Genomic DNA, 19016 nt, shown 5'->3' on the forward strand with positions numbered 1-19016 from the left:
TCAGTTCTGCACCGGAAGCCCGAGCTCGCGGGCGACGGTGACGCGTAACAGGTCGTTCGGTCCGGCGTAGACGAGCCCGGCGAGCGGCCCGAACAGTTCCGCGGTGAGCCCGGAGCCCGCGACGAAGGAACGGACACCGCCGAGCGCGGTGGCGTGCTCGGTGAAGGCGATGTAGTCCTGGGAGACCGAGATCTTGGTCAGCGCCGCCTCACCGGCCAGCCGGCGGATCGATTCGCCATCATCGAGACGGCGGGCGATGCCGTACACCAGCCCGCGGGAGCGCCACAGCGCCATGGCCATCTCCGCGACCCGCCCGGCGACCAGCTGGCTTGCCCCCATCGGCCTGCCGAACTGGCTCCGGTCCCGTGCCCAGCTCACGGTCCGGTCGAGCACCCGCTGCATCGGCCCGAGCGCGTACCCCAGCAGTACGGAACGTTCCCAGGCCGTGGTCGCGGTCAGCAGGGCGAGCCCGGAGCCCGGTTCGCCGAGCATCCGCTCCGCGGGCACGTGCACCTCGGTGAATTCGAGCGCGCCCATCGGAACCTCCGGGAGGGCGAGCTTGCCGAACGCTTCGGTGCGGGTGACCCCTTCCGCGTCCAGATCGACGAGGAACGGGGTGAGCGCGAACGGATGGTTGCCCTCCTCGGTGCGCGCGAACACCAGGGCCAGGTCCGCGACCGGGGCCGCGGTGATGAAGGATTTCCTGCCGTTGAGCCGAAAACTCCCGTCCTCGCGGCGAACCGCGCTGGTGCGCATGGAAAGCGGATCGCTGCCGCCCTCGTCCTCGGTCAGCGCGTGACAGAGCACGAGTTCACCGGACCGCACCGCATCGGGCAGCACCGCTTCACCGAGCGCGGCCCGCAGCGGGCGCTGCACCCCGAACAGCTGTGAGGTGAGCGCGTAGCACAGTCCGGCGGGCACCCCGGCCCGGCCGAGTCCCTCGATCATCGCGATCCCGTCGAGCACCGATTCGGGATCGGTGAGCAGGCCGTGTGCGCCGAGGGCTTTCCACGCGGTGCGGAAATCCGCCCCGGAAAGCTCCGCCGCCACCGGTTCCGCCCGCTGCCGCGCCGCGAGCACCCGCTGTTCGAGCGCGCCGTCCAGACCGAGTGGGGCCGTCATCGTGCCACGGTCTGTTCGGGAGCGACCGCCCGGCACAGTGCGCGGACGTCACGGAAGTTGGCGGCGACGATCTCGGCATCTCCGAGCCGCACCCCGTGCTCGCGTTCGATTTCACCGACGATCTTCATGATCGTCAGCGAATCGAGCAGCCCGGAGATCAGCAGTGGGGTGTCCGGTTCGATCGGTTCGACCGGGCCGCTCGCCGATTCCCGGATCACCCGCTCCACGAGTGCCCGCAATCGTTCGAGATCAGTCATTCGATTCCTCCTCTGTGTCGGGCAGCCCGGCGGCCAGCGCGGGCCGGTCGAGCTTGCCCCTGTTGTTGAGCGGAAGCCGGTCGATTTCGCGCAGGATGTCGGGCATCATCCGGCGCGGGAGCTGTGCGGCGAGCTGCGCGCGCAGCGGCCCCGGCCCGATGCCCTCGGTGACCGCGAACAGGGCGAGCCGGTCCCCGTGCGGCAGCGCCACCGCCTCGGCGATTCCCGGTATCCCGCTCGCCGCGTGTTCGAGTTCGCCGAGATCGATCCGGTGCCCGCGGAACTTCACTTGGTGATCGCGCCTGCCGTGCAACCGGATCCGGCCCTGTCCGTCCACAGTGGCCAAATCCCCGGTGCGGTAGGCCCGCCGGGTCTCGCCGTCGGCGAACCGCAGCGGCACGCACGCGTCCCGCAGCCGCCCGTCCTGCAGGTAACCGCGGAACACCGAGCGCCCGGCGACGGCGATCTCGCCCTCGGTGGCCGGCCGGTCGCGCTCGTCGAACAGTTCCACCGAAAGCCCGTCGATCGCGCCGCCGATGGGCAGGCCCTCGACGGCCCGCCAGTCCGTGGGGACCCGGAAACCGGTGCACACGTTGGTTTCGGTCGGCCCGTACAGATTCCACCAGTCCCGCCCGGGAAACTCACGCAGGTACCACTCCAGTAACTCCGGAGGGAACGGTTCACCGGCGAACGCGCACACCCGCAGTTCGGGAAGTACCGCGGCACGGGCGCCACCCCGATCGGCGAGCGCGCGGTAGAAGGTGGGTACCGCGTACCAGACGGTGATCCGCTCATCGGCGAGCCAGCCGGTCACATCCCGGGGGAACGGTTTCAGTTCCTCGGGCAGCAGTACCAGGCAGGCGCCCGCCAGCGCGGAACCGAAAATGTCGAAAGTGGACAGATCGAAGCTCAGCGCGGACTGCGAGCCGATCCGGTCCCCGGCACCGATTCCCAGGGCGGCCACCGACCAGCGCACGAAGGTGAGGATGTTGTCGTGGGTGAGCAGCACTCCCTTCGGCCAGCCGGTGGAACCGGAGGTGAACAGGATGTAGGCGTCCTGCCCGGGATCCCGCTCGACCGGGGAACGCGGTTCCAGCACCACATTCGCCAGCAGCATGCCGTCGTTCCCCGTGGTGAGCACGAAGTCGAGATCCGCGTTCTGCGCGGCGCGCTCGATCCGTGCGGCCGGATCGGCATACTCCAATGGTGCCGCGACGGCCCCGGCCCGCAGGACGGCGTAGACCGCGCGCACCGCGTCCGCGTTCTTCGGCAGGTGGATCCCGACCCGGTGCCCCGGGCGCACTCCCCCGGCGGCCAGCCGGTCCGCGAGCTCGCGCACCTGCAGCTCCAGTTCGCGGTACCCGACACCCGCCCCGTCCGCGCGCAGTGCGGGCGCCTCCGGGGCTCGCCGCGCGGCCTCGGCCAGCAGTTCGTCCAGCCGGTTCATCCGGACCTCCGTTCGCCGCGGGACCGGTAGGCGGATACCGCAACGGCCCCGAACACCGCGGTCAGCGCGACCGTCCAGGCGAGTGTGGCCAGCAGCGGGCCGGTGAGTTCCCCGCCGTGCGCGAGCCCGCGCATCGCGTCGATGGCCGAGGAGAGCGGGTTCACCGCGGCGATCGGTTCGGCCCAGCCGGCCAGCGATCCCTTCGGCGCGAAACCGGTGGACAGGAAGGACAGCACCAACAGCAGCACGTTCACCAGTGAGATGGCGGTCTCCGCGGACTTGGCGCGCATCGCGATCGCGACCATGAACCAGGCGATGCCGAAACCGAACACCACAGGCAGCAGGAAAAAGCCCAGGATCGCGAGCGGACCGGCCGCGAAGCGGAAACCGAGCGCGAAGCCCAGCAGGAACACCAGCACCGTGGTGGCCAGATTGCGCACCGCATCGGCGCCGACCCGGCCGAGCAACGGGGCCGAACGCGCGATCGCCACGGTGCGCAGCCGCGCGTCCATCCCGCCGTGCAGATCCCGGTAGGTGGCCACGGCAGTGTTCAGCGCGGCGAAGACCACGCCCATGACGATGAACAGCGGCAGGCTGTAGTTCACGTATCCGGCATAGCCACGGCCCGGCAGCACCACATCCGCGAAGCCCAGCGTCATCGCGAGCAGCATCACCAGTGGGAAGAACGAGCCGAGCACGATCGTCGCGGGGCTGCGGAAGGTCTCCCGCACCGCCCGCCCGGCCAGCAGTGCGGCGTCCCGGAAGAATTCCGGGCGCGCGGCGGTGTTCGTGGTCATGCCTGCCTCCCGAACCGGCGCGCACCGAGCCAGACGAACAGCACCAGCGGGCCGAGCAGCCAGGCCAGTCCGATCAGGACGGTGGAAACCGGAGGGGTCGCCGGGACGCTCAGCGCGCGCAGCAGATCCGCGATCCGAGAGACGGGGAGCTGCGCGATCACCGGCCGCAGCCAGCCCGGATAGGAGCCGGTGGGCGTGAAAGCGTTGGAGAGCAACAACATCGGAAAGTAGACGAGGTTGCACACCGCGTCGAGCAGCGGCAGCTTCTGGATGCTCAGCCCGAGGGCGAGGTAACCGGAACAGACGGTGAGCGCGAGCAGGATCGTGCACAACACGAACCCTACGGTGGCCGGCGGCCCGCCGAGGAACCGGAAGCCGAGCCCGTAGCCCACCGATACCAGCAGCAGCAAGGAAACCAGCGCTACGAGCACCCGGGCCGCGAGCCAGCCGAGCAGCGGGGCCGAGCGGGCGATGGGCAGCGCGCGCAGGCGGCGCAGGAATCCGGTGCCCACATCCTCCGCGGCCGCCACCGCGGCGGAGATCCCGTTGGACAGCGTCGCCTGGATGAGCACCGCGGGCAACAGGTACTGGGCGTAGCCGAGCCCGGATGCCGGAATGAAGCGGCCGAACACCGCGAAGAACAGCACCGCGAACACCATCGGGGTGCACAGCACCCCGATCAGCGTTGCCGGTCTGCGCAGGATCTGCACCAGATGCCGGACCGCGAGCGCCCGCCAGTCGGCGAGCGCGGACGGCGTCGGCCCGTGCGGGCGCACCACGACGAGGGCCGCGCTCATTCGGGCGCCCCCGTGCTCGGTGCGCCGGTCAGCGCGAAGAACACATCGTCGAGGCTGGGGTGGCGCAGCGCGGCGTCGTCCACCTCGATCTCGTGCGTGTCCAGGGTGCGCAGCACCTCGGTCAGGGTCCGGGATCCCTGTGCGGGCACCGAAAGCAGCTGCCCGTTCTCGGTGATCCGGTACCGGGCGCCCAGGATGTCCCGCGCGCGGGCCCTGGTGCCCGGATCGGCGAGGGTGAGGTGGCAGACCGCGCCACCGATCTTCGCCTTGAGCGTGGCGACGCTGCCCTCGGCGATGACCTGCCCGCCGTCGATCACCGCGATCTGGTCGGCGAGTTCATCGGCCTCCTGCAGATACTGCGTGGTCAGCAGAATCGTCACGCCCTCGGCGCGCAGCCCGCGCACCATCTCCCAGAGCGCGGCACGGCTGTTCGGGTCGAGCCCGGTGGTCGGCTCGTCCAGGAACAGCACCAACGGCCGGGCGATGATGGACACCGCGAGGTCCAGCCGCCTGCGCATGCCGCCGGAGAAACCGCCGCAGCGCCGGTCGCCCACCTCCGCGAGACCGAAGGCCTCCAGCAGTTCCCCGGCCCGGCGCCGTCCCGCGTACCGGCCGAGTTTGTTCAGCCTGGCGAACAGGTTCAGGTTCTCCCGCGCGGTCAGGTTCTCGTCCAGTGCGGCGAACTGGCCGGTCACGCCGATCACCGAACGCGCCCGGTCCGGCTCGGTCACCGTGTCGTATCCGGCGACCGAGGCTCGCCCGGAATCCGGGCGCACCAGCGTGGTGAGCACATTGATCGCGGTGGTCTTGCCCGCACCGTTCGGGCCGAGCACGCCGAGGATGCTGCCCTCGGCGACGGTGAGCGAGAGCCCGCGCAATGCTTCGGTCGGCCCGAACCGCTTGTGCACGTCTTCGAGCGCGACGACGTTCACCGGTTCCCTCCTTCGGTCTCCCGGAGAAACCGGGATATCGCTTCGTGTACCGCTTCCGGGCGTTCGAGATAGCCGAAATGCCCGCAGTCGGCGAGTTCGGTGTACTGCGCGGCCGGGATGGCCTCGGCCACCTCGCGGCCGAGTTCCGGCGGCACCATCAGATCGTCGGCGAACCCGATCACCAATGCCGGCGCGGTGATCCGCCGGTAGTCCGCGAGCCGGTCCGGGAAATCCCGCAGCTGCACGGAATACTGCGTGCGCACCCCCTCGGTCACCGCAGATCCCTGCAGCGCGAACAGGTCCAGCCAGTCGCGCACCGCGACCGGATCGCGCAGTGTCGCCGGGGAAAGGTTCTGCAGCGCGGTGATCGCCGCATAGTAGTCCGGTGGCAGCACGATGCCCTCGTCGTGCAGCGCGCACTCTCCCCGGGTCAGGGTGTCCTGCACCGGTTCCGGGCGCCCGCAGGTGGCCATGAGCACCATCCGGTCCACCAGCTCCGGCCGTTCGAGGGCGAGCTCGGCCACGATGCGCGCGCCGAGCGAGGTGCCGATCAGCACGGCCGGGCCCGCGTCGAGGTGATCGAGCAGTCCGGCGAGATCGCCGACCAGTTCGGCCATGCCGAAATCCGTGCCGTCCCCGGGTTCGAGCCCGCGGTTGTCCGGGGTGACCACCCGGTACCCGGCCGTGGTCAGCGCGGGCACCTGGTGACCGTGCCAGACCCGGCCGGGGCTCCCGGTGCCCATCACGAGCACCGCGAGCGGCCCGTTGCCGTGTTCGGTGTAGCTGCAGTTCCTGCCGTTCACCGGTGCGGTGCTCATCGGCGGCTCCCCGCGCTCGCGGGTTCCGGGAGGAACGCGATGGCGCGGAAGTACGCCACATAGCGGTCCAGGGTCTCGGCGGTGACCGGTGGGCAACCGAACCCGGATCCGGCGAGCCCGGCCCTGGTGTGTTCCTGGCCTAGCCGGGATTCGCTCGTGCTTCCGGTGTATTTGCCGTAGTGCTCGGCGAGCAGCACCGCCTGGGCGAGTGAGTGGTCCCCGCGTTCGGCGAGCTCGCCCGCGCGCTCCTCGAGCAGCGCACGCCACTGTTCGAAGGGCAGCACCGGCAGCACGAATCCGGCCGCACGCAACCGGTCCAGGATGGCGGCGATACTGGTCGGCTGCTCATTGGTGAGGTGGTGGGCCCTGCCGGTGCCCGGATCGGTGTGTGCCAGCCGCACGATCGCGCCCGCCACGTAGTCCACCGGCGCCAGGGTGATCGCATCCGAGCGCAGTTCCGGCGCGGCCCCGAGCAGCACCATGGCACGGATGAAGTACCAGAATCCGATGGAGTCGCTGCACGCGCCGGTTCCGCTGTGCCCGCTGATCCGTCCGGGCCGGTAGATCGCGACCGGTATGCCACGACCGGCGGCCGCACGCATCAGTTCCTCGGCGACCCATTTGCTGCGCACATAGCCGTTCGTGCCGATCTGTTCGGCGCTCAGCGCCGGCTCCTCGGGCAGTACCGCCGGATTGGCGCCACGGCGCACCGATACCGAGGCGGTGGAGATGAACCGGACCGGTTTGAGCCGCCCGGTCGTGGCCAGCCGCAGCACCGCGACCGCTCCGTCCACATTGGTCTCCCGCAGTTTCGGATACGCCTCGATATCGTTGACCTTCGCCGCGTTGTGGTAGATCTCCCCGGAGTGCTCGGCCAGCCAGGCGTACCGCTCGCTGTCCAGGCCGAGGCGCGGTGCGGCGAGATCACCGGGCACCGCGACGATCCGCTGCGCGTAGTCCGGTGACCAGAGCCGGTAGCGCCGCAGGGCCGCGCACACCCGCCGGTATCCGGCCTCCTCATCGGCGGCACGCACCAGGCAGTGCACCGTGGCCGGGGTCGTGGCGAGCAGTTCGGCGAGCAGGAAGGAGCCGAGGAACCCGGCGGCACCGGTGAGCAGGATGTGCCGCGCCCGCCCCGGTTCCACCGCCGGTGCGCAACCGTCCGCGCGGATGTCCGCAGCGAGTTCGGTGTCCGCGCGCAGCAGTTCGAGTTCGCCGCCGGTTTCGGTGTCGGTGTCTGCTTCCTGCGGTCCGCGGGCGGCGAGCAACGCGGGGCTCGGCGCATCGTAGATATCGCGCACCGAGATCCCCGGATCGAAGCGGGCACGCAGCTTGTTCACCAGCCGGACGACCAGCAGCGAATGCCCGCCCACGGCGAAGAAGTCCTCCGCCCTGCCGACCGCGTCCCGCTCCAGCACCTCGGCGAACAGCTCGGCGACCAGTCGCTCCGCCGGGGTACGGCCCGGTTCCCGTTCCCGCTCGGCGGCGAGCGCCGGTTCCGGGAGGGCGGCGAGGTCGAGTTTCCCGTTCACGGTCAGCGGCAGGCAGTCCACGGCGAGCAGGACGGCGGGCACCATGGTCGAGGGCAGCTGCGCGGTGAGGCGTTCCCGCAGCGCCTCGGTGCCGAGTTCCCCGGCGGCCCCGGAATCGGGCACCACATAGCCGATCAGCCTGGCCTCGGTTCCGCTGCCGTGCGCGATCACCGCCGCCTGCCCGACCCCGTCCAGCGCGGCGAGCACATTGCCCACCTCGGCGGGTTCGATGCGGTGGCCGCGGATCTTCACCTGATCGTCGGCGCGGCCGAGGAAGTCGAGCCCGCCGTCCGGGCGCCACCTGGCCAGGTCACCGGTGCGGTACATCCGGGTGCCCGGCGCGCCGAAGGGATCGGCGAGGAATCGTTCCGCGGTGAGTCCGCCGCGGCCGAGATAACCGCGCGCCAGCCCGATCCCGGCAAGATAGAGCTCCCCGGTGACGCCTTCCGGGACGGGAAGCAGCCCGGTGCTGAGGACATAGGCGCGGGTGTTCCGGATCGGGCGCCCCACCGTGGGATCCGCCGAGTCCGCGAGATCGGCACCGAGCGCGTTGATCGTGTACTCGGTCGGGCCGTACAGGTTGTAGCCGGAAACCCCGGGAGCCGCGCGCAGGCCGGTCCACAGCGCATCGCCGACCGCTTCCCCGCCGAGCGAGACGAACACGACACCGGGTTCCTCACTGTGCCGCGGATCCTGTGCCCTCGGCCGCTCCAGCAGCCCCTGTTCCACCAGATGCTGTCCGTAGGTCGGGGTGACGTCGAAGGCGTCGATGCGGTGCCCGTCGAAGTAGGCGAGCAGCCCGGGCGGATTGCGGCGCAATTCGTCGTCGATCACGTGCACCTCGTGCCCGGCGAGTAGCCAGAGCAACTGTTCCCAGGAGGCGTCGAAGGAAAACGAGGTGGTGTGCGCGATGCGCAGCCGCCTGCCACCGACTCGGTCCAGCACCGGGGCGAAGATCTCCCGTTCGTGGTTGTGGAACATGTTGGTCAGCCCGCGATAGTTCACCGCGACACCCTTGGGTTCCCCGGTGGAGCCGGAGGTGAAGATGACATAGGCTAGGTGGTCGAGCCCGGCGGGCCGGGGCACCTGTTCCGGTGGGGTGCCCGGGTATTCCGTGGCACCGGCGTAGTGCACCACCCGCGGATCCCGCGCGTACTGCTCGGGCAGCCGCCCGGCGAGCTCCGGGGTGGTCAGGATGAGCGTCGGCGCGGACTGGTCGAGCATGGAGCGGATGCGCGCGGGCGGAGTCTCCTGATCGATGGGCACATATGCGGCGTGCGCGGCGAACACCCCGAACAGCGCGCCGATCATCAGCTCGGAGCGCGGCAGCAGCAGGGCGACCCGGTGTTCCGCGCCCGCCCCGTGCGCCAGCAGCAGCCGGGCGGTGCGGTTGGCCAGCGTGGCCAGCTCGGCGTAGCGCAGCACGGTCGCTCCGGCGACGACCGCGATGGCAGCCGGGGTCTCGGCGGCCTGCGCGGCGAGCAGTTCGGCCACCGAGGCCTCCGGAATCGGCCCCGTGGTGTGGTTGTGCCCCTCGAGCAGCAGGTTCCGTTCCGCACCGGAGAGCACATCCACCCGGTGGATCCACTGTTCCGGTCCTTCGGCGATCCCTTCGAGGCAGCGCAGATAGCGATCGAAGAGTCCGTGCGCCTGTTCCGGGCTGAACGCGTCGGTGCGGTACATCAACCGCAGTCCGACCGCGCCCGGCTCCGGGGTGACCGCCATGCTCAGCGGATAGTGCGTCGCGTCCCGCACCGAGGCCCCGGTCATGCGCAGCGCCCGGTCCGGCCCGAAGCCCTCCTCGTGGGCCGGGGCGGGCAGGTTCTGCACCACGAACAGCGTGTCGAACAACCGCTGCTGCCCGGCGATCCGGTGCAGCCGGGACAGGCTCGGATACCCGTAGCGCAGGTGCACGGATTTCCGCCGGTGCAGGGACCGCAGTGTGTCCCCCACGGTGGCACCGGGCCCCGCCCCGACCCTGGCGGGCACCGTGTTGAACAGCAGGCCGATCATCCGGTCCACGTTCTCGATCTCCGGTGGCCGTCCGGAGATCACGGTCCCGAACAGCACATCCCGGGTACCGGTGAGCCGCATCAGCAACACCGCCCAGGCAAGCTCGTACACCGTGCTGACCGTGGTTCCGCTCGTTTTCGCGAGTTCCTCGACCCGGCGGGCCAGGCCCTCGGGCAGTGTTTCGGTGCGTTCCTCGGTGCGGCCGGCGTCCGCGGCGACCCCGGCGATGCGCGGTGCGAGCAGCGTGGGTTCGGCGCCGCCCAGCTGTCCCCGCCATGCCGTGTCGGCGGCCTCCTCGTCCTGTTCGGCAAGCCAGGAAAGGAAGTTCCGGAACGGCGGCGGTGATTCGATTCCGTCCGGATCGGTGTACCAGCGCAGCACCAGGATCAGCAACAACCGGATCGACCAGCCGTCCAGCAACACGTGGTGTGCGGTGAACAACAGGCGATGCCGGTCTTCGGCGAGGGTGATCAGGGCGAACCGGGCCATCGGCGGGCGGGCCGGATCGAATCCCGTGTGGTACTCGGCATCGGTGAGCTCGCGCACCGCGGCGCCCGGATCGTCCACTTCGGACACGTCGAGGCTGCGCCAGGGAACGTGGAGCCGTTCCGGAACGAGCTGTACCAAGCGCTCCCCGACCTCGGCGAAACCGGCGCCGACCGTCGGGCAGGCGGCCAGCGCGGCGGAGGCGGCCCGGCGCAGCCGATCCGGGTCGAGCGGTCCGGTCAGCTCGATACCGGTCTGCGAGATGTAGACGTCCTCGCCGCGGTCCGCGGAGAACAGGTGGAACAGCAGCCCTTCCTGCAATGGAGACAGCGGCAGGATTTCGCGCAGCGGGCCGAAATCCCGTTCCAGCGCATGCCGCTGCGCCGGTTCGAGGCCGAGCAGCCGGTCGTCCGGGCCACGGTGCTCGCGCAGTGCCTCCAGCAGCCGGGGCGCCCATGCTTCGAGCAGCCCCGGTGGGTGGCCGGTACCCTCCAGCAGCAGTTCGCGTTCGCCGGGCAGCGAGACCCGTAGCTCCGGTCCCGCCGGTTCCGTACCGGCCTCGGCGCACACCAGCCGCAGGCGCAGTCCGGGTTCCCCGAGTTCGGCGAAGGCACCCGCGGTGTGCGGGCTGAGCGCAGCGGCGAGCCGGTAGCTCACCGCGCGCCACGGATCCGCGGGCACCTCGAGTTCTCCGTCCGGGCCGGGGACCACCGGGAACCGCCTGCGGCAGCGGCCGACGGTCGCCGCGTACGGTCCGCGGTCCCGATCGGGTTCGTCCAGTTCGACCGGCGGCGCGGCCACCCCGATTTCCCGGTAGGCGGCCGCCAGTGCGGATACCGCGCAACCGCGCAAGGTTTCCGGATCCGGTGCCGGAAGACCGGCAGGCAGGGTGATCCGGTGCGGTTCGTGCGCGGTGTCCGCACCGGCGGCCTCGTCTGGCTCGGCGAACCCCTCGTTGTCGTCCAGCCAGGTCTCGGCGTGCGCCACGATGCCCGGGTCTTCGGCGAAGGCCGCGGTCTGCTCCAGGTAGTCGAGGTAGCCGTCCACGGTCCGTGTGCCGCCGGATTCGCGCAGTGTGCGGGCCAGCGTCGGCACGGATTCCTCATCGAGAAAGGCCGCGGGCAACCGCAGTTCCAGCCGGGTGCCGTGCAGCCGGGCCCGGTCCGGGTTCTCGAATACTCCCTCGGCGAGCAGTTCGGCGGCGTTCGCGATCCGCCAGCCCTCGGTGCCACGGCGCAACCGCAGTGCCGCGTGGGCCGCGAGCGCCCGGTACACCGCGGCGGCCGCCTGTGTGGCTCCGCTGCCCTGCGGCAGTTCCACCGCGCACCGCACGGTTCCCGGATGCTCCTCGGCGAGCAGTTCGGCGAAGGCGGACGCCTGCTCGCCGAGCGCGCGATGACCGAAGGCGGCGAGTTCGGAGAGCCGCAGTTCCGGGGTGTGCGCCGCCTGGCCGAGCACCCCGAGCACGAGTTCGAGCAGCCCGCGCGCGGTTTCCGGTGTGAAGAGCTCGGTGGCGTAGAGCAGTGAGCAGCCGATTCCGCCGTCGGTGTACTCGTGGATGGCGAAGGTCAGGTCGAACTTCGCCTGGGTCTGACTGGGTTCGGCCGCGGCGGCCGGTACCCCGCCGAGATCGAGTTCCGGCCATTCCCGGGTTGCCGCGATCATCACCTGGAACAGCGGATTGCGCGCGGGCGAGCGCGGTGGATTGATCCGCTCGACTACCTGCTCGAAGGGCACCTCACCATGATCGACAGCGGCCAGCCCGGTTTCCTGGGCGCGGGCGAGCAATTCGGTCACGCTCGGATCGCCGCGCAGATCCGTGCGCAGCACCACGGTGTTGTTGAAGAACCCGACCAGTTCGGCGAGCTCGGAATCGGTGCGCAGATCGACCGGGGTGCCCAGCGGAATATCGGTTCCGGCCCCGGCCTGGTACAGCGCGGTGGCCACGGCGGCCTGCAGCACCACCAGCAGGCTCACCCGGTGGCGTTCGGTGAGCGCGGTGACCGCGGCGGCGAGCGCCTCCGGCAGCCGCATCCAGTGCTGCGCGCCCGCGAACTCCGGCACGGCGGGCCGTTCCCGGTCGGCGGACAATTCCAGTTCGACCGGGAGCCCGTCGAGTTCGCGGGCCCAGAACTCGAGCTGGCGGGCCCGGACACTGTCCGGATCCTCGGGTGAACCGAGCCGCTGTGCCTGCCAGCGCGCATAGTCGAGGTAGCGCAGCTCGGTGCGTTCCGGTCCGGGTTCGCCGAAACAGCGCTGCACATCCGCGAGGAAGGTGCGGAACGAGCCACCGTCGCCCGCGATGTGCGGCAGGGTCAGGATCACCGCGTGCACCATGGCGCCCGCGGTCACGTATCGCACCCGCAGGCCGGGATCGGTGGTGAGCGCGAACGGGGCCTCCTTGGCCGCGGTGGCCAGAGCGTCGATGCGCTCGTCCAGCTCCGCCGCTGCCGGACCACCGAGATCCACAGTGGACACATCGGCGCGCAGCCCCTCGTTCAGGCACTGGTACGGGATTCCGTCCTCGCCGGCGTGATAGGTGGTCCGGAAGATGCCGTGCCGTGCCACGGCCCGTTGCAGCGCGCGGGTGCAGCGCTCGGGATCCAGGGCACCGCGGGGGCGCAGCACGAGACAGAAGTTGTAGGCGGTGCTGCCCTCGGCCAGCTGCTGGTGATACCACATGCGCAACTGCGCGGGAGCGAGCACCGCAGGACCGGCATCGGTACCCGGCCGGATCCGCCGGCGTGCCACGGATTCCGGTGAGTCGAGCAGCCCGGCCTCGGCGAGCCTGCGGTGCAGCTGATGCTGTTTCGATGAGGATGTCACGCGCACTCCAGTCAGCCGCGGAGTCGTTCCAGGGTCGGTCGGATGGCGTCGAGCACGTAGCCGATGTTCGCCGGATTCGGCTGCAACAGGGCATAGGCCTGCCTGCCGTCCAGTTCGAGCAATCGCCGCTGGCGCACCAGGTCCAGCCTGGTGAGCGTTCCGGTCTCGCGGAAGCCGGGCGCATAGAAGTAGAGGAACGCGGCATCCGCTGCGGAGAGGTCACCGAGCCGTTCCCGGGACAGCGTCACCGCGCCCTGCTGGTCTGGTTGCGCGGCGGCGAACCGCTCCGGGACCCGCAGCCCGAGGCGGTCGAACAGCTTCGGGGTCGCCGCATCCGGTCCGACGATCAGCTGCAGTCCCGCAGGCACGGTCTGCCCGAACACGGCGGTTTTGCCGCGCAGATAAGGATGTTCACGCACGAAAGTGCCGAGCTGCCCGTCCGCTTTCGCCAGCAGCTGCCGGGCCTTGTCCGGCGCGCCGAGCGCGGCACCGATCGCGGTGGTCTGTGCCCGCCAGTCACCGGGTGTGCCCGGCGCGCTCAGGGTCGGTGCCAGCTGGGCGAGTTTGCCGGCCACCGCACCGTATCCCGGCTGCGCCGCGGTGGCCAGGATCAGGTCCGGGTGCAGCGCGGAGATCCGCTCCAGATTGGGGTTCGCCAGATCCAGATCGGCGACCTCGGCGTCCAGGTTCGGTCGGACACCGGGAAAGTTCCGCCCGTCGGCGCCCTGCGGATAACGCACCGCACCGACGATCGGGGCACCGAGCGCGCGGGCGATGGCGATATCGGCGTAGCCGAGTGCCACCACGCGTTTCGGTTTGTCCGGCACGGTGACGGTCTGCTTGCCATCGGGTACCCGCACCGGGAAACCGGGTGCGACCGGGCCGGACCGTCCGTCCTTTTCGGACCCACAGGCCGTGCACAGGCCGAGCAGCACGGCGCAGATCCCGAGCAGTACGGCGATTCGCCGCCGTGTTCCGATCATGCCACCCTCCCGGACACCGTGGCGCACAGTTCCGCCTCCAGTTCGTCCAGCAGCTCCACCACGGCCGCGCGTTCGAGCAGCCCGGTCTGATAGGTCAGCTGCACATCGATTCCCTCGGCACGCACGAACACCTCGACACCGAGCGGAACGAGGGGGAACTGGGCAGCTCCGGTGTCCTCGCGCCGCCAGTCCAGGCTGACCCCGGGCAGTTGTGGCCCCTCGATATCGGTGGCCACGAACACCACGAGGGTGTCGAAGAACGGGACCCGCCCGGAACCGTCCTCCCCGGCGAGTTCCCTGGCCAGTTCCGGATAGGGATAACCGCGGCGGGTGAACGCCGCCCCGCACTCGGCCTGCACCAGACCGAGCCGTTCGGCGAACCCCGTCCGGCCGGTCAGATCGAGCCGCAGCGTGATCGGATTGGCGAAATTCCCGGCGAGGGCACCGAGCCCGGGTTCCTCGCGGTCCACGGCGAGGGTGCCGATGGTGAACTCCGGCCCGCCACAGTACCGGTGCAGCACCTCGGCGTAACACGCCAGGAAGACCGCGAAGGGGGTGGTCGCGTGCCGTCCGGCGAGCGTGCGCAGTTCCGCCCCGCCGATCCTGGCCAGCCTGCGGTCCACCCGTGCCCCCGCTTCGTCGGCTGGTTCCGCGGCATCCCCGCGGTAGGGCAAGGCCAGTGCGGGTGCCGGTGGCTCGAGCCGCGCGTGCCAGTACTCCCGTTCGACCCCGGAGAGTTCCGCGGACCGCTGCCATTCCGCGTAGTCGGCGTACTGCGGCCGCGGAAAGTGTTGCGGTGGAAGGGTTCCGGAGCACAGTTCGGTGTAGCACTCGCGCAGATCGGCGGAGAGCACCGCGAGCGTCATCCCGTCCCAGACGATGTGCTGGATGACCAGCAGGATCGTGTACACCCGCGGTTCGTGGCGGACGAACCACAGCCGCAGCGGCCCCTCGGCGGCGAGGTCGAAGGGTTCGGCGGCGGCGTCCCGGATCAGTTCGCGCAGCCGGGCGCCTTCGGGAAGGTCGAGCACCGTGACCGGCGGTGGCAGTTCCTCGTGGATCCGTTGGTACGGCGTGCCTTCCGGATCGGCGTGGTAGGTGGTGCGCAGTACCTCGTGCCGGTGCACCACCTCCTCGAAGGCACCGCGCAACGCGTCGAGATCCAGCGGCCCCTCGGCGCGCATGCTCAGGCAGAGGTTGTTCGCCGCGCTGTCCGGGGCAGCATGCTGATGCGCCCAGGCGTGTTGCTGCGCATAGGAAAGCGGTGCGCGGTCCGGCCGGGAGCGGTGCGGGATACCGGCCTCGCCCTCGGCGATCCCGGTCGCGCGGAGTTTCTTCGCCAGCAGGGCTTTGCGGCGTTCGGCGAGATCCACCGCTACCCCGCCGCCGACTCGGTCAGGACGTCCTCATCGGGCATTTCGGCGACCTCCAGGTACAGCTTCGCCACCTGTTCCAGTCGCCCCGGGGTGCGCTGCCTGCCCGCCAGCAGTTCGGCCAGGCCCCGCACATGCCGCCCGGTGTACAGGTCGGCGACCGAGACATCCGCGGTGTCCAGCCATTCCCTGATCCGGGCGATCGCCACGGTGCCCAGCACGGAATCCCCGCCGAGGGCGAAGAAATCCGTCTCCACACCCACCCGGCGCACCTCCAGCACCTCGCCGACGATCATGGCCAGCGCGGACTCCAGATCGTTGTCCGGCGGCGTGTACCGCTGTTCGGTGCCTTCCGCGCCGAGCAGGACGCGCACCTGGCGACGGGCCACCTTGCCGCTGCCGGTCAGCGGGATCGCGTCGAGGACTTCGATCCGCTCCGGAACCATGTAGCCGGGCAGTGTCGCGGCCAGCTCCACGCGCAGCCGTTCCGGATCCGCCGAACCGGTCACCGCGGCGGCGAGCACCGGCGCCCTGCTGCCCAGTACCTCCGCGACCGCCTGGCGCACTCCGTCCACGGACCGCAACGCCTGCTCCACCTCGCCGAGCTCGATCCGGTAACCGCGGATCTTCACCTGTTCATCCGCGCGGCCCAGGAATTCGATCGTGCCGTCCGGGCGGTAGCGGGCCCGGTCCCCGGTGCGGTACCACCGGCTGCCCGCGTACGTCACAAACCGGTCGGCCGTGCGCTCCGGATCTCCGCGATAACCGGAGGCGAGCCCGCTTCCGCCGATCCACAGCTCCCCCGCGACCCAGTCCGGGCAGTCCAGTCCGCGTTCGTTGACCACCCGCGCCCGCGTGTTCGGCAGTGGAACCCCGAAGGGGACGGCCTTCCAGTCGGCGGGCGGCCGCTCACCGACCTCGCAGACGGTGTGGTGGATCGCGGTTTCGGTCGCCCCGCCGAGCCCGGCGAACCGGCATCCGGGTGCGATCTCCCGCAACCGCGCGGGAAGTTCGGCGCCCACCCAGTCCCCGCCGAGCAGCACCGTGCGCAGGCTCGGACTCGCGCCCGCGGCCAGGATCATGTCCAGCAACGCGGGCACGCAGTACAGCTGGGTCACCGCGTGCTCGCGCAGCAGCGCGGCGGCCAGGGTGCCGTCCCGGCGGGCCGACTCCTCCGCGACCACCAGGCTCGCCCCGACCGAGAGGGTGCCGAAGATCTCCTGCACCGAGAGGTCGAATTCCAATGGGGACAGCGCGATCCCGCGATCCTCGGTGGTCACCCCGAACCGTTCGGCGCAGCCCTCGATGGTGTTCATCGCGGCGGCATGGGCGACCTCCACGCCTTTGGGTTCACCGGTCGAGCCCGAGGTGAACAACACATAGGCGATCGCGCCGGAGCCGAGTTCCACCGGTCCGGCGAACGGCTGAGTATGCCCGGCCGCGGCACCGAAGGCGAGCGCCGGCACCCGCTGGTCCTCGGTCTCACCGTCGGGGACGAGGCCCAGCACGACCTCGCCGATGCGCTGGATCCGGTCCCGCCGCGCGGGCGGCTGATCGGCGCCGATCGGCACATAGGCCGCGCCCGCGGCGAGCACCCCCAGCACCGCGCTCACCTGATCCGGCCCCTTCGGCAACTGGATCGAGACCGCATCCCCTTGGCGCACACCGTTTTCCGCGAGCGCACCGGCGATCCGCAGCGCCCGCTCGCGCAGTTCGCCGAAACTCACCGTGCTCGAATCGGCCAAGTACAGCGCGGTCCGTTCCGGGTCCCGTGCCGCGATCGCGAAGAAGCCGTCGTGCAGGCAGGAGCCGGAGCGCGGCGCGGTCACCGCGTTGTCGCGGTCCCGCACATCCTGTTGCGCGGCGGGCAGTCCGGCGGGGAAGGGCACGGTCCAGTCCGCGTCCTCGGCGAGCAGGTTTTCGATGATCGTGCGGTGCCTGCCGAACATCTCGGCCATCAGCCCGTCCGGGAAGGCGTGCTCGCGCACATCCCAGTTCAACAGGAGCCCGCCGTCCAGTTCGACCACCTGCGCGTCCAGCACGACCTGCGGGCCCTGGGACACGATCCACACCGGATCACCGAAGGTCCGGGGCACCGACTCCCGGAACAGTTCGCCGAGATTGAGTCCGCTGGTGTACACCACGGGAGCCAGCAGCGGCTGCCCCCGGTACCGGCCGAGATCGCGCAGCACGTCGAGACCCGGATAGTCCGCGTGCGCCGCGCTGCCGTGCAACCGGCGCTGCAGTTCCCGCGCGCGCTCCAGCGGGCTCGCCTCGCCGGTGCAGTCCATGTCCAGCATCACCGAATTGGAGAAATCCCCGACCAGCTGCTCGATGTCCGCGTGCGTGGGTTCGCGGTTGAACAGCGGCAGATTCAGCAGGAACCGCTGATTGCCCGACCACCGCCCGATCACCTCGGCGAACACCGCGGCCAGCACCGCGGCCGGGGTGACCCCGTATTGTTTGGACCGCTCGATGAGCCGGTGTTTGCCCTCGGCGCCGACGTGCTGGGCGTAGCGCACCGTGCGCCGCGGATCGGCACGCTCGGCCTCGGGAACCAGTGGGAGCACCGGCGGATCGGGCAGCTGCGGCAACTGGCCGAGCCACCATTCGCGTTCCCGTTCCCTCGCTTCGGGATTCGCCCGGTCCTCGAGATAGTCGCGGTAGGTGTACTCCAGCGGATCCAGCGCCTGCGGGCCCTCGTGGTAGAAGGCGGCGAGGTCGGCCATCAGCACCCGGTAGCTCAGCGCGTCGGCGGCCAGCATGTCCACGTCCACGTGCAGCCGGGTGCGGCCACCGGGCAGCGAACTCAGCGCCACATCGAACACCTTGCCGAGCTCGGCGGGCATCCGCTGGTGGGTCTTCGCCTCGCGGATCCCGGTCAGCCGCCGCTGCGCCTGTTCTTCGGGGAGGTCCCGCAGATCGGTGTGTTCGAAAGCGGGCACCCCCGGTTCCTCGAGCACCCGCTGCCTTCCGTTGTCCAGGAACTGGCAGCGCAGCATGGGATGCCTGCGCAGCAGCGCGGCCACCGCCCGCTCCAGGCGCTCCGGATCCACCTCGCCGCCGTCGAACTCCGCGTACAGGTGCGCCGCCACCCCGCCGAGTGCCTGCTCGTCCGAACGGCCGACCCAGTAAGCGTGCTGCATCGTGGCCAGCCCGAAGGTGTCATCGGCGTTCTCGGTGTCGCGCGCCGCCGCCGGTTCCGGCTCCCGCGTGTCGTCCGCCTGAGCGCGCCCGCGCAGCAGCTCGAACCAATCGCGCACACTCGGATTCGCCGCCAGTTCACCGAAGTTCACATCGAATCCGCTGCGCCGCCACTGCGCGGCGAGCTTGATCATGCACATCGAGTGCACCCCGAGCTCGACCAGATCGTCCTCCGCTCCGATATCGGCCACCGGAACCTCGAGCTGCTCCGCGACGACCGCGCGGATCGCGTCCAGACTCGGCAAGGCGGCATCGACCACAGCGACTCCTCGTTAAGTTAGGTTAGCCTTACCTGCACAATATGGTGAAGCCGAGCGGCCGTGTCAATGCCATACTTCTCATTTTACTTAGGCATGGCTAACCTAAAGTCTTGGACGCGGCATATCTTCGCCCGAATGGCCGAACCGAACCGACGACAAGGAGCACCGC

General features: G+C 70.5%; 11 protein-coding genes. All 11 read right to left on the reverse strand.

From position 1 onward, the window contains the following. Genes A37U_RS0100980 through A37U_RS0101030 form a run of 11 tightly spaced genes read right to left on the reverse strand, consistent with a single transcriptional unit; the run spans position 1 to position 18847 of the window. Positions 1 to 1122: an acyl-CoA dehydrogenase family protein gene (locus tag A37U_RS0100980; protein ID WP_020494730.1), complete on the reverse strand. Its 1122-nt coding sequence runs from the start codon at positions 1120 to 1122 to the stop codon at positions 1 to 3. Further along, positions 1119 to 1379 (reverse strand): acyl carrier protein, encoded by a 261-nt coding sequence (locus A37U_RS41850; protein WP_020494731.1) that lies wholly within the window; start codon positions 1377 to 1379, stop codon positions 1119 to 1121. The genes A37U_RS0100980 and A37U_RS41850 overlap by 4 nt, the downstream gene beginning before the upstream one ends. Beyond that, positions 1372 to 2826, reverse strand: coding sequence for an amino acid adenylation domain-containing protein (locus A37U_RS0100990; RefSeq protein WP_020494732.1), 1455 nt, complete (start codon positions 2824 to 2826; stop codon positions 1372 to 1374). The genes A37U_RS41850 and A37U_RS0100990 overlap by 8 nt, the downstream gene beginning before the upstream one ends. Continuing rightward, positions 2823 to 3623 carry an ABC transporter permease gene (locus A37U_RS0100995; protein ID WP_020494733.1) on the reverse strand — a complete coding sequence of 267 codons (801 nt, stop codon included), beginning with the start codon at positions 3621 to 3623 and terminating at the stop codon, positions 2823 to 2825. The genes A37U_RS0100990 and A37U_RS0100995 overlap by 4 nt, the downstream gene beginning before the upstream one ends. Beyond that, positions 3620 to 4420 carry an ABC transporter permease gene (locus tag A37U_RS41855; RefSeq protein ID WP_020494734.1) on the reverse strand — a complete coding sequence of 267 codons (801 nt, stop codon included), beginning with the start codon at positions 4418 to 4420 and terminating at the stop codon, positions 3620 to 3622. The genes A37U_RS0100995 and A37U_RS41855 overlap by 4 nt, the downstream gene beginning before the upstream one ends. Then, positions 4417 to 5352, reverse strand: a complete 936-nt coding sequence (locus A37U_RS0101005; RefSeq protein ID WP_020494735.1) for a daunorubicin resistance protein DrrA family ABC transporter ATP-binding protein — start codon at positions 5350 to 5352, stop codon at positions 4417 to 4419. The genes A37U_RS41855 and A37U_RS0101005 overlap by 4 nt, the downstream gene beginning before the upstream one ends. Further along, positions 5349 to 6170, reverse strand: coding sequence for an alpha/beta fold hydrolase (locus A37U_RS0101010; RefSeq protein ID WP_020494736.1), 822 nt, complete (start codon positions 6168 to 6170; stop codon positions 5349 to 5351). The genes A37U_RS0101005 and A37U_RS0101010 overlap by 4 nt, the downstream gene beginning before the upstream one ends. Beyond that, positions 6167 to 13027 (reverse strand): non-ribosomal peptide synthetase, encoded by a 6861-nt coding sequence (locus A37U_RS48010; RefSeq protein WP_051111526.1) that lies wholly within the window; start codon positions 13025 to 13027, stop codon positions 6167 to 6169. Before A37U_RS48010 ends, A37U_RS0101010 begins: the two co-directional genes overlap by 4 nt. A gap of 11 nt (positions 13028 to 13038) precedes the next feature. After that, entirely contained in the window at positions 13039 to 14010 is a 972-nt protein-coding gene (locus A37U_RS0101020) for an ABC transporter substrate-binding protein (RefSeq protein ID WP_157182564.1), read from the reverse strand. Further along, positions 14007 to 15383, reverse strand: a complete 1377-nt coding sequence (locus tag A37U_RS41865; RefSeq protein ID WP_020494738.1) for a condensation domain-containing protein — start codon at positions 15381 to 15383, stop codon at positions 14007 to 14009. The genes A37U_RS0101020 and A37U_RS41865 overlap by 4 nt, the downstream gene beginning before the upstream one ends. Before the next feature lie 2 nt (positions 15384 to 15385). Beyond that, entirely contained in the window at positions 15386 to 18847 is a 3462-nt protein-coding gene (locus A37U_RS0101030; protein WP_020494739.1) for a non-ribosomal peptide synthetase, read from the reverse strand. Positions 18848 to 19016: the final 169 nt, after the last annotated feature.

The sequence above is a fragment of the Sciscionella marina DSM 45152 genome (assembly GCF_000379465.1).
GTDB classification, from domain to species: Bacteria; Actinomycetota; Actinomycetes; order Mycobacteriales; family Pseudonocardiaceae; genus Sciscionella; species Sciscionella marina.